This window comes from Scytonema sp. UIC 10036, from assembly GCF_009725235.1.
In genome coordinates this window covers 38,299-50,729 of record NZ_WJFC01000045.1, presented here as the reverse complement: position 1 = coordinate 50,729, position 12,431 = coordinate 38,299, and the positions used below count along the sequence as shown (strand labels likewise).

Below are 12,431 nucleotides of genomic sequence, written 5' to 3'. Positions count from 1 at the left end.
CGAGGTGGTACAAAGTCTCTACAGCCCCTCAAAATTGATGTAGCAGACTACCAGATAAGGTCACTGCTCACTGATTACCGATCGCTGCTTACTGAACGACGATTTGCCAAAGGACAACGTTGAACAGTATCTGATGCCTGTTGCCGACCCCGCAATTGACGTATTGCAACCTCCATTTCGCTCAGCTTTTCCTGCATTGCACAATACTGTACTTGTACTGCAGTCAGTTTTTCTGTTGTAACTCGCTTCTTCTCATCCATCTGTCGTAATTCTACTTGAGAGAGTTTGAGTTTTTCTTCAGAAGTGCGTACTTCGCTTTGCAGCGCGACTATCTTCTGTTGTAAGGTTTTGACCTCAGTTTGAGATGCACTTAGCTTAGTCTCACTCGTTTTAATTTCCCCTCGTATAGCGACCAATTTCTGTTCTAGGGTTTTGACTTCAGCTTGAGATGCTGTTAACTTCGCCTCGCTAGTTTTTATTTCCTCACGCACAGCAACCAATCTTTGTTCTATTTTCCTAGTCTCGGCTTGAGAGATTTTTAGCTGTTCAGAGGAGGCGCTGACTTGTCCTCGCACGGCAATTAATCTTTGTTCTAGTGTACGTAATTCCGCATTGGAGGTTTTTAGCTTATCTTCGTTCGTCTTAATTTCTCCACGCACGGCAACTAATCGCTGTTGAAGTGTGTCTATCTCAACTTTAGAAATTTTTAACTTATCTTCAGATGTTTTGATTTCCCCTTTGAGAAACGCTAACCTTTCTTCTGATTGAACCACTGCCATTTGGGAGACTTTGAGCTTCTCTTCTGATTTTGTGATGTCCCCACGCAGTGCTACCAGTCTTTGTTCAAATTTGTCTGCGTTGGCTTGAGATATTTTTAGTTTTTCTTCTGCTTGGCGAATCTCACTTTGCAGTGCAACTAACTGGGTTTGAGAAACTTTTAATTTGGCTTCTGATGCACTGACTTCATTTTTAACAGCAACTAGCCTAGCTTCAGATGTCCTAATCTCAGCTTGAGATGTTTTTACTTTGTCTTCAGCTACGCGTACTTCGTTTTGTAATGCTATTAATCGAGCTTCCGATACTTGGAATTTTGAATCTGATTCGCGCATCTGATTTTGCACTAAAGCTAATCTTGCTTCAGATGTCTTGATTGCTTCTTGAGAAACCTTTAATTTATCCTCTTGAGTGCGAAGTTCTCTTTGTAGTTGAATAAGAGACTGTTGTGATGTCTGGCTTTGGCTTTGGTTTCCGACGAGTTGTCCTTGATTTTCCGAGCCATTAAAGTTTTTGAGAGCTACAATTAAGCCAGCAATTTCTAGGTCATCTGGTTTGAGTTTCGATGCAGTTTCTAAAGCAGAAATTGCTTCTTTATGGCGATTCAAGCGATACAGGGTAAGCCCTTTACCATTCCATGCTTGATAGTCTTGAGAGTCAATTTGAAGTGCTTTGTTATATGATGTCAGTGCTTCTTGGTATTGACTTGTCTGATAAAGTGCGTTGCTGCGGTATGTCCAAATTGTAGCCATGTTAGGATTTATGTTAACAACTTTGTCGCAATAAGCGATCGCCTCATCATAGCGTTTCAAGTCATTTATGAGAACTCGAGCAATTTTCTTAGGTAATATATTTTTAACCAGAGACACTTCCATCTCAGATTGAGGACGGATTTTGACTGCTTGCTTCCAACTATTAATTGCTAAGTCGTAACGTTGCAATTCATAAAGTGAGTTGCCTTTCTCAAATATAGCTAATAAATAATCAGGCTTGAGTTTGATGGCTTGTTCGTAAGCTGTGAGTGCTTGATTGTGATTGCCAAAATTGTTACTGTACGTGTAGCCTAGCAAGTACCAAGCCAGAAAATTATCTGGTTTAATTTTCACAACCTCTTCCAAGACTTGAAGCGCTTGTTTATAGTCTCCAGTTCCTCTTAAAGCACTTGCTTCTTTGAACAAATCATCAACTTTAACTCTTTGGGTGATGCGTTTCTGAGAAAGCGAATGATTATCAATATAAGATGGCTGTGCAACTGCTGCATTGTTAGTAATAGCGATGCCCGTGCCGATCGCAGTACTAAATGCTAAGAGAAGTAAACTATAATTTTTCATAGTTAAATTTAATTGGTTTTATAGATCTTATGTGCTATCCCAAAATAACCATCCTTTTAAATAGCAACCTGAGTAAAATCCCCTAAATACGTCTATAATTGCAATTTTAAAGATAAAAGCAAATTGCACCCATCGCTGCCAAGAAATATAACCATATTCAAAATCAATGTTCGCTACTTTATAACAATCATCCCTATAGTTTTAGCAATACAGCCTCGGTTTTTACTTGTAGTCGATTTTGGCAACATAACCGAAAACATACCGTCACTACTTGTAGTGATTCTTTAAGCTTAAATAAACTTTTTGCTAAAAACACTTTTAACTCTGCTTTCTTATGAGCAACAACGTATCCGTTCAAACAATTTTAATACTATCTGCCAATCCAAGAGGTACATCTTGGCTAGAAGGCTTGAGTGAAGAAGTCAGGGAAATTGACGAGGGATTGCGACGTGCAAACAAGCGCGAGCAGTTTAAACTGCAAATGAAGTTGGCTGTGAGGACTGAGGATTTTTATCGAGCCCTTCTAGATTATCAACCCCAAATTGTTCACTTTTGCGGACATGGATCTGGGGAAAATGGAATCGTGTTAGAAGATGATATGGGACAACCAGTATTGTTGCGAGCAGATGAGCTTGCTGGTTTGTTTAAGGAATTTGCTACTAAGGGTGTAGAGTGTGTGGTATTAAATGCTTGTTACTCAGAAGTACAAGCTAATGCTATCAGTGAATACGTTAATTATGTGATTGGTATGCATCAGTCTATTGGAGACAGAGCAGCCAAGAATTTTGCTGTCACATTTTATGACGCTATAGGAAGTGGAGAAAGTATAAAAGATGCCTTTAATTTAGCCCGCAATCGACTCATTGATTTAAGAGAAAACGAAGCTCCAATATTGAAAATTAATCCTTCAATAATCAACAAAGATAACTTAGAGGATATCTCATTAATTGAACTCAATAAACTTATAGAGCCAAGATATCAAATATTAGGAAAACTTATTAAAAGTAGTATTGCTCCAGTATATAAAGCATACGATCGCACGTTAGAACGTGATGTAGCTATAAAAGTTTTAAATCGTGAAGATTTACAAGCAGATTTTGATGAAAGTCTTAGAAAGGCAGTTCAGATTTCCGATGAAGCCAATTTTATTACTATTTATGATGCGTATTTAGACACAAAACCTCATTACTGCATCTTGCAATTTATTGATGGGGAAACCATCCGTCAAACGTTAACAGATAAAGGTAAATTACCATTTAATGTAGTTAGCAAACTCATTTTAAAGATTGGAGATGCACTTGTTCGAGCCAGAGAATTAAAAAATATTTATGGGAATATCAAGCCATCAACGATTATGCTTCTTTGTAAGGATAATGAATATGAGCCTTTTATCTCGCCCTTAGACTTGTGTAAAGATTTTTCTCCTAACCGAATTTTAGAAGAACTTGACCGGAAGTCAAAAAGTTATGGAAAGCAATCCATTTTAGAAGATTTAGCGTACTTACTTCCTGAAAATTTTAGTAAAGTAGCAATCGATTCTTCTACGCCCGACCAATCCGATCAATACAGTCTCGGTCTTTTAGCATATGAACTTCTTACCGGTGAATTACCACCTACTCTTAAGGATATTAAAGACTTAAAGAGAAATGGGAATAAAGCATTTAAGTCTCTCATATCAATAACAGACAAATGTCATGGATGTCCTACTATCTTTGAAAAAGCCATTCTTAAGATGACATCACGCGATCCAGCAAATCGTTATGAAACACTTCAGGATGCGTTAAACATCATTCGTGGTGTCAGTGTTTATTTGAACACTGCAAAGGAAAGTTATGCAAGGTGTACGAGTGATGCAGATTTTGATAAAAAGTTTTTCAAAACTTTCTATCATAAATTTTTGACACAATTTTGTCCTCATGCTGCACAAAAGTTTCTTTCTCTTGAAGCTCAAGGGCGTTGGAATCATCAACATCAGCAACTAAAAGAAGCTATTGTTTTATTATTTGCTTATTATGAACATATTGAGCGATTCCCCAAGGAAAACGAGCAAGAAGAACCCAATGTTCTCAGCCGTATTGCTGAAATGCACAGTCATACCAAGCATGATATTCCCAAAAATTTATATACAGACTTCGTCAATGCTTTGATTAATACAGTCATTGAATTCGATCCTTTGTGTCAGGAAAATGATGATTATAAAGAATTGATTGGGAAAGCTTGGCAAAAAGTTTTGGCACCGGGAGTTGAATATATGAAATCAAAATATTAATTTGACCCTCTCTCTTCTCTCGTTCCCAGGTAGAACCTGGGAACAAGGCGATCTGAGTGATTAATGAGGGCAAAACTATTCTTTTAGGTGATAGGCAATTGCAACCCATTCATCCAATTGTTCCTTGTCGATCGCTTCAAATCCGACTTCTGTAAAGGTTGCAGTCACTGCATCCTCATAGTCGGTATCAAAACCCGACGCAATCAACAAACCCGATCGCGTGCTATCCCGACGCAAAGCTCGCTGAAAATCTGGGGCAAGGGTAATGTGTATCCGTGCTAGAATATTAGCGGTAATTAGGTCAAAAGTTTGTGTTTCCTCGATAGCAGACACATTATCAATAGTACCGCCCATCCAATGCCCCAGTTCACTACCACGTCCCAGGCTTCCTCTCATAACCGTGACGTGTTTCTCTACCCCATTACGATGGACAGCATCTTGAGTTGATTGCACGGCAATGCTGTCGTTATCTACTGCCAAAACGTATGCTCCAAGTTTTGCCATAGCAACACTCAAAATTCCCGAACCAGAACCAAGATCGAGAACGTTCATCTTAGGAACTACGTGGCGTTCGAGGAGTCGCAGATTAAGAATGGTTGTCGGATGCAAACCACTACCGAATGCAAGATTTGTTTTGAGCCTCAAGACAATTTCGTCGGCTGTGGGTTCATAAGGGGTTTCGGGAGTCAGGACGACAAAGCGTTGCCCAATACGGTGAATAATGGGGTTAATTCCTTCCAACTGAGGTTTTTTCTCCACAAAAGCTTCTTGAAGAGGACTACATAGTCCAGCCCGTTGCAAGGATAAGAGTGAATTAGCAATTTCTTCTATATATACATCGCTAGCTAGGTAGAGACGGATTGTAAACGCCCATTGGGGTTGTGTGATATCTGGAGTAATTGGGAAGTTCGCATCTAAGTTAGTATATTTAGTCACATAAATATCATCTGTATAGCGGGTCGCAGCTAGCAGTGTACAAACCCAATCAACAGCCTCATGCTTGATGTTGAGGCTTAGTTCTACCCACGACATATTATTTATCTTTTGTTTTAACTTAAGCCTTATGATAAACTGATTACTCCACAATTAACACTGTACGTTTGCTCCTGATTGAAGGGTGAGAGGAGTCAGCACCCCGTACTAAAGTAACGGGGCTTCGTGCCTCGGAATTTTAGTTAGTTGACCAGCTTAAGTCTTAACTGACTACGTTATTGGCAAGAGTTAAAGTCTCACCTACAAATGCGTTGCCAGTTTGTAGCTCTGAAATTGGATGGTTAAACAGGTTTACAAGGGGTAAGCCAGTGCTGTCCGAAAAGTACCGACCAATAACCTTGGCAAGGCTAACATTACTCCTGAAAGGGAAGGCTCTACGGAGCAAAACCATTATGCGTACAGGGTAAACGGTTTGAGATGGTAACTGTCCCATTGAAAGTACAGCACAAAAGTACACCGAACTTAGTCACCCCAAGGCGGTAATGGTTCAAAAATATAAAGTCGTCCTAAAAGGACGAGGTTTCTACCCATTTTTCTGATGAAAGCCTTACTTCTGTACAATCATCCCTTAGTTATCGCCAACGCTGCCCAACATCAAATTGCAGTTAATAGTACAATTAAGTGAAATTAAAGCGCTTCGGGGATTGGAGAGCGAGTTTTTACCCAAAAGTGTACTTTTTTGTGAAAGTGAGAATTGCAATGGTAAGATTTATCAAGTTCCAACTAGGTGAATCAAAAAATGGACGATCTTTTATCAAGAGTTGTTATAGATTTGCAGGAAAAATACAAGCCGCATACCATCATTCTGTATGGTTCGCGTGCTAGAGAGGATTGTACTCCTTCAAGTGATATTGATGTTGTTTGCTTTGTAGAAGGTGCTACACCAATTCAGGATGCGCGTGAGTTTGAAGGACTTTATCTTGATGCATGGGTGTATGGTTCCGATGCAATGTCAGCCTCTAGTGATGAGTTATTACGGGTTGCAGATGGCTACTGTCTCTACGATTGTGAAGGGCATGGAGAAGCTTTTTTGAAACAGTTACAGCAGCGTATTGAGCAAGGTTCAAAGCCACTTTCTTCTTCTGAAAAACAGCACACAAAGCAGTGGGTTGACAAAATGCTGGAGCGAGCGAAGAGTTCAGATGTTGAATCTTTATATCGGCGCTACTGGCTTGCTATTGATTTATTACAGATATACTTCGAGTTACGCGGACGATGGTATTTGGGACCAAAGAAAAGCTTGATATGGCTAAGAGAACATGACTCTACTGGTTATCATCTTTTTTCACAGGTTTACGAGCGCAGTGTTAGATTTGACGATCTTGGTAAGTTGTCTGAATACGTTACAAATATTTAGAAAATAATTGTTGTTAACTCAACAAACAATCACCGTCCAGAGCAGAGGGATTATAATGCAAGCGTTACCTGCCAATTGTGATGTTACTGGCAATAATGCTGTGTGCTTTTGCGATAACTTCCGGGTTTTTTGAATCAATTGTGTTGACCCATTTATTACTTTCGGTGGCGCTTTCCATACAAAAGATGGGACTTACGCAACTGGCACAGGCGTTTGCATAAATACTTATGGATAAATATTTATATATTTTGTAAACCACTTCGATAAGATCGCACTCACTTGAGGTGGACGCCTAAGCCAGGAGATCGCCCTCTTGACTGAGGTGTCCCCAATTACCAGTTTTTCTGAGAAAGGAGAAATACATAGCCATCCCTCCTTTCCCATAAAAAACCATCAATACCCCAACTCAAGCCACCCAACCTAACAGCGACAGCAGGTAAATGCCCAACTGGCGATGAAAGATTAAAGGACAACTCATTAACTTGCATCCACTTCTGATGCACGCGCCATCCAACAAGATCGCCAAATGCTTCGTAAATTTTGTCATTAGCGTTTAAATTTCCACCGACACTTTTCCAAATTTCCTGTTGAACGCTAAATCCAAAGCGACCGTTGGAAGCTTCTACCCAAAGTTGGTCGATAGCGCGTAACTCTTGCTGGGGAAAGTTTTGAATGGATGCTACATCTAGCCAACCTTTTTCTTCTCGATTTGTTACTTGGAGCATAATTCTGAGCGTTTCTTTGTCCGCTTTTTTCCATCTGCCAGATCCTAAGAGTTCTTGTAGTGTTGCGGTTAACTTTGATTCCTTTTGCTCTTGTCGAAGTTGCTCGCTAGAAGACATCTCTGAAAGCAAATCTGTATCTCTTGTGTTACTTTGACTAACATCTAATTTCTGGAGATCTCCACTGCTGTCTTCCAGTTTTCTTGCTTGTTGAGGTTGGTGTTTTTCCTGGTTTAACTTAGCTGCATCGCGAGCGCTTCTGCGGGGGATGCTAACAGAGCTAACAGAGCGATCGTGCTTTTTCCGTTGAGATGACAGTAGTATGGCAACGAAGAATGTTACTAATACTACAAAAAATATACTGATGGTCAGCCAATTCATTGACATAGAAGGGGAAATAGGTCTGGGAAATAGGTCTGGTATATAACCCCTCCAATTTTAGCCAGCCCGTGATTAAGCTGCCTCTTCTGAAGATTTCTCTAATTTAGAACACTTTTTAGTTTTTCTTTGCGGAATATCTTCAGGTTGTCTTATGTGTAATAAATCACCCACATCCTTACCATTGAAACTGCTTTCAAACTCCTAACTTGCTATATGATAACAAGAGGTATAGAGTCTTTTGTTAAGGTTGCAAACCGAGCGGCAGTTGACTGTATTGGATGGCAAATCATCTTAATGAACGGGGGGATAGCTTGTTATGCTGTGCGTAGATGATTTACTGAAACTAGATGCCTTTCGACAGCTTCCACCAAAGCAATTGGAATGGGTGTGCGATCGCGTCGAACCTATCGATTTGCTTCAGGGAGAAACGCTCATTCATGAAGGTGACCCTAACAGTACCACAGGCGTGTTTATCTTGGCTAAGGGAAGAATGAGCATTACTCGTGTGAGCGATCGCGTTGAAATGCCCATCGGTCAGCACAATGCTCCTAATTTTTTTGGAGAAGTTCCAGTGTTGACAGAAGAACCGATGGCAGTGACTATGCGAGCAATAATAGATTGTAGGCTGTATAAACTGGCGGCGGCAGACTTCCTCACACTGCTTCATGAATATCGTGATTTTGAACGAGTTGTCTTTCGTACCGTTGAACGACGCTTGCGAGGTTTGGAGTCTTTTATTCGCACTCGTGAAAAGATGGCTGCATTGGGAACTCTAGCAGCAGGATTAGCTCATGAAATCAATAACCCAGCCGCCGCCCTGGTGCGATCGCTCAATGGAATGGTTCCAGCAGTACGAGAACTAGAGCGGATGAACTTGATCTATGGACAACAACGTGCAGACCCCGAACATACTCAGCAATGGCTAGACGTGAGAGATGCTGGAGTCGATTCTATTGTCAACGATTTGGTTGACCCCATCACGTTAAGCGATCGCGAAGATGAACTTTTAGAATGGCTGGAAAACTATGGAGTTGAGCAGGCGTGGAAACTAGCAACACCCCTAGCATCAGCAGGTATCAAGATAGAGATTCTTGAGAAGCTGATTCAACCTTGGCGAAATACGACCACAGAACTACGGGATTTGGGAATTCGCTGGCTAGCACTATCATTTGAGGTAACATCTATGATACGTAGCGGATTGCGCGGAGCCGAAAGGATTGATACATTGGTAAATGCAATGAAATCCTACTCCTATCTAGACCGAGGCGCACAACAAATCATCGATGTTCATGAAGGAATAGAGAATACATTACAGTTGTTCTCCCACAAACTAAAAGAAGGTATTACGGTAAAGCGTTGCTACGATCCATCCCTTCCCAAAATCTCAGCTTATGGCAGTGAATTAAACCAGGTTTGGACAAATCTTATCGACAACGCCATAGACGCAATGAACGGTCAAGGGATTTTAGAAATCAAAACTTTATCTAAGGGACATCGTATCCTAGTTGAAATTACCGACTCTGGTTGCGGTATTCCTGCGGATATACAATCCCGTATCTTTGAGCCATTCTTTACAACTAAAGCCGTAGGTAAAGGGTCAGGGCTGGGCTTGGAAACTGCTAGACGAATTGTGGAAAATCGTCATCATGGAGCTATTTTGGTTGAGTCCGTACCTGGGAAAACCTGCTTTATAGTCTGCTTACCTATCGATAAAAATTAGCACTCCATTTATTTCAGCCTTTTCTGCCAAAAATTGCGATCGTGTATGCCTTTGGCATTGCTGTAGGCTAGTGAACGTAATTTTTAGTATTGTGTAGGTTGGGTATAACGAAGTAACATCTAACAATTTCATTAAATGTTGGGTTTCGTTCCTCAACCCAACCTACTTATAAAAAATAATATTCTTGACTGGACAGCTTTATTTGTAATGCCCAACTTACAATATGCTATTTTTACGTATAACCGCTTCTAACTTAGCAGAAATTTTGTCAATCCTCTGCTTGATTTTTTCTGGGTCTATATTCTTCCAAATATCTACACTCATAGAGTGTTTGTCATCTTTATTAATATCAAACATGGCACACCTACAAATAATTGAACCTATACTTTAATTCTTTATTTACTACCAGCTTTACAAATTTTAAGAACTTTGGGTTCTTTCTTTCGGTGTAAGTTGATTTTGTACTTACGTATACCTTACACCCGAACGGTACAAGTTTAAACATCCAGCAAAACATTGGAGGAAAGCTTTGCTAACCTAGGTACTATGAACTACGAACAAACTGAAGTGTAAGGCTGTGCTGTCTGGTCAATCTCCATTTTTTATTGGTTGTGCTGTTTGGGCATATAAGGGTTGGATTGGTGAACTCTACCCCCAAGGTACTCGTGCTGCTGACTTTTTACACCTGTACAGCAGACGCTTTACCACTGTTGAAGGCAATACGACTTTCTACGCTGTCCCTAACGCAGAAACTGTCACTCGTTGGGCTGCGGATACCCCTCCAGGTTTTGAGTTTTGCCTAAAATTGCCAAGAGATATTACCCACAAAGGTTTGCTAAAACCCAACATCCCCACTGCTTTAAAATTTTTTGAGGAAATGAGCCTTTTAGGTAAACGCCTCGGACCTATCTTTGCCCAATTACCTCCGAGCTATTCACCCAAATTAATTGATGACTTAGCGTCCTTTGTCGAAGCATGGCAACAAACAGGAACTCGTTTAGCATTGGAAGTTAGGCATCAAGACTGGTTTGCAGAACCACATACCAGTCATTTAACAGCACTGCTAGAAAAGCTGAATGTAGGTAAAGTATTGCTAGACACGCGTCCTATCTATAGTGAAGATGATGACCCTCAAATAGAATCCGAACGGCGCAAACCCAAACTTCCAGTACAATTTAGCGTCACAGCACCCTTTAGTTTGATTCGGTTTATTTCCCATCCCACCTTATCGGTTAATCAGCCCTTTATGGAAGAGTGGGTTACTCAAATTAAGCAGTGGCTTTCGCTTGGAACGCAAATTTATTTTTTTGTTCACTGTCCTGTAGAAGAGAAGTCACCCAGTACAGCACGTTATTTCCAAAAATTATTAGAACAAAATCGTGTAGAAGTTCCTTCTCTACCTTGGAATACTCTTGATAGTACACCCAATCAACTGAGTTTGTGGTGAAAGTGATGGTTTTCTTATGTGGTTAAAGTATGGTGTAGATAAAAATGGAGCATTAGTCGGTATTGAAGATGTTCCTAAAGGGAAAACTCCGTTGCAGTGTCCCTATTGTGGTGGAAGTCTCACAGCTAAAAAAGGCAAGATAAAAGAGCATCACTTCGCTCATACTGAGGAAACCTGTCGTGCAGTTGCAGCTACTAACAGGGAGATACCCGTACTGCCTTTATATGAAAATTTTAACCTTCAGCTTTCAGGTAAGGAGTTCGATCGCTTAAAACTTCTTTGGCGAGAATTTGGCTCGAAGAATCAAATTATTATGAGAGAATTGATTTTTCCCAGCTTTTTATATCGTGAATTGCTGCAAGAAAAACCTGGCTTTAACCCTTCAGTTTATGAATTTACAAAATTAGGAAAAATTCCTTTTGGTGGTTTACCACTTGTACATTTTAATCAAGTGCAGGAACCACTCTTGTTAAAAAAACTATCGGATTTGGAAGAAAAAACAGAGCGTGCTCAACTTATTAACTTGTCTAATTTACCAGAATTGCTTGTTGATTTGCGAATATACCGCACCCAACTGAAAAGAATTTTATCTACGACTCTTTATTATTTAAAAATTCAATGTGATGGTAAAATCCTCCATAAGATTGGAGTGACACAGAGGTCTGTAGATGAACGAATTGAAGAGATACAACGCGAGCTAAAAAAGTACTTTCAGATAGTGAGTATAGAAGTGCTGGGAAGTTGGGTACATCGAGGAAATGTAGAAAAATATTTCAAGCATCGCTACCAAGAGTTCAATCACCCCATAGGAAATTTGACAGAATACTACAACTTCAATACTGAGGATGCTAAGATTGCGCTGCGGGATTTACAGCAAATGAAGCCAAAAGTGCTCAGTCAAGCTGAATTAAATATTCTGCAAACATAGAATAATATTGTCATTACCCTCGTTACAAGGCTACCTCCTCGTTACAAGGCTACCTCCTCGTTACAAGGCTACCTCCTCGTTACAAGGCTACCTCCTCGTTACAAGGCTCTGCCTTGTAATGCAGTTCCCGGAGGCTCTGCCTCCAATCATTGAGAGGTAGAGCCTCCAGATTTGCATTCCCAGGCGCAGCCACCAGATCGAGTTGGTATCCAGGCTGTTCGCGAAGCGCAAGCTGTACTCAACTTATCGCCACCGCAACCAAGACTGCGTAGGTTTTGCATAAAAACACGCAATTACGTACAAAAATTCTTATCCGAGCAGTATTGGAAGCTGTATGACTGACATTGTAGTTCTTGTAGAAGACACCAAGGAACCAAGAAATTTTTCCGTCTTCTATATGTACTAGTAAATCCGAGGTGATAATGAAGGCATTCAAGGTACTGACTGCGACCTTAATCAGTATTGGATCTGTGCTCGCGAGTTTACCTGCTAGCTGATTGCTTGCAATC

At 40.4% G+C, this 12,431-nt stretch carries 9 protein-coding genes; 5 read left to right on the top strand and 4 right to left on the bottom strand.

What is annotated here, in order from left to right:
- Positions 1-74: 74 nt before the first annotated feature.
- Positions 75-2,105, bottom strand: a complete 2,031-nt coding sequence (locus tag F7734_RS21825; protein WP_155746628.1) for a tetratricopeptide repeat protein — start codon at positions 2,103-2,105, stop codon at positions 75-77.
- A gap of 334 nt (positions 2,106-2,439) precedes the next feature.
- Here F7734_RS21825 and F7734_RS21820 point away from each other — a divergent pair, with 334 nt between their 5' ends.
- On the top strand, positions 2,440-4,374 hold the full coding sequence (locus tag F7734_RS21820; protein WP_155746627.1) for a CHAT domain-containing protein: 1,935 nt from the start codon (positions 2,440-2,442) through the stop codon (positions 4,372-4,374).
- A 75-nt stretch (positions 4,375-4,449) separates the two neighbouring features.
- Here the strand turns inward: F7734_RS21820 and F7734_RS21815 are convergent, their stop codons facing one another.
- Positions 4,450-5,406: a 50S ribosomal protein L11 methyltransferase gene (locus F7734_RS21815; protein ID WP_155746626.1), complete on the bottom strand. Its 957-nt coding sequence runs from the start codon at positions 5,404-5,406 to the stop codon at positions 4,450-4,452.
- A 700-nt stretch (positions 5,407-6,106) separates the two neighbouring features.
- Here F7734_RS21815 and F7734_RS21810 point away from each other — a divergent pair.
- On the top strand, positions 6,107-6,724 hold the full coding sequence (locus F7734_RS21810) for a nucleotidyltransferase domain-containing protein (RefSeq protein ID WP_155746625.1): 618 nt from the start codon (positions 6,107-6,109) through the stop codon (positions 6,722-6,724).
- A gap of 332 nt (positions 6,725-7,056) precedes the next feature.
- Here F7734_RS21810 and F7734_RS21805 read toward each other — a convergent pair whose 3' ends face one another.
- Positions 7,057-7,833 carry a GUN4 domain-containing protein gene (locus F7734_RS21805; RefSeq protein WP_155746624.1) on the bottom strand — a complete coding sequence of 259 codons (777 nt, stop codon included), beginning with the start codon at positions 7,831-7,833 and terminating at the stop codon, positions 7,057-7,059.
- A 310-nt stretch (positions 7,834-8,143) separates the two neighbouring features.
- Here F7734_RS21805 and F7734_RS21800 point away from each other — a divergent pair, with 310 nt between their 5' ends.
- Positions 8,144-9,547, top strand: coding sequence for an ATP-binding protein (locus tag F7734_RS21800; protein ID WP_155746623.1), 1,404 nt, complete (start codon positions 8,144-8,146; stop codon positions 9,545-9,547).
- 216 nt (positions 9,548-9,763) lie between these two features.
- Here the strand turns inward: F7734_RS21800 and F7734_RS21795 are convergent, their stop codons facing one another.
- Entirely contained in the window at positions 9,764-9,904 is a 141-nt protein-coding gene (locus F7734_RS21795) for a hypothetical protein (RefSeq protein WP_155746622.1), read from the bottom strand.
- Positions 9,905-10,124: 220 nt separating this feature from the next.
- On the opposite strand from F7734_RS21795, the gene F7734_RS21790 reads away from it, so the two are divergent.
- Positions 10,125-10,994 carry a DUF72 domain-containing protein gene (locus F7734_RS21790; RefSeq protein ID WP_347566256.1) on the top strand — a complete coding sequence of 290 codons (870 nt, stop codon included), beginning with the start codon at positions 10,125-10,127 and terminating at the stop codon, positions 10,992-10,994.
- Between the two features lie 16 nt (positions 10,995-11,010).
- Positions 11,011-11,922: a GIY-YIG nuclease family protein gene (locus tag F7734_RS21785; protein WP_155746621.1), complete on the top strand. Its 912-nt coding sequence runs from the start codon at positions 11,011-11,013 to the stop codon at positions 11,920-11,922.
- Positions 11,923-12,431: the final 509 nt, after the last annotated feature.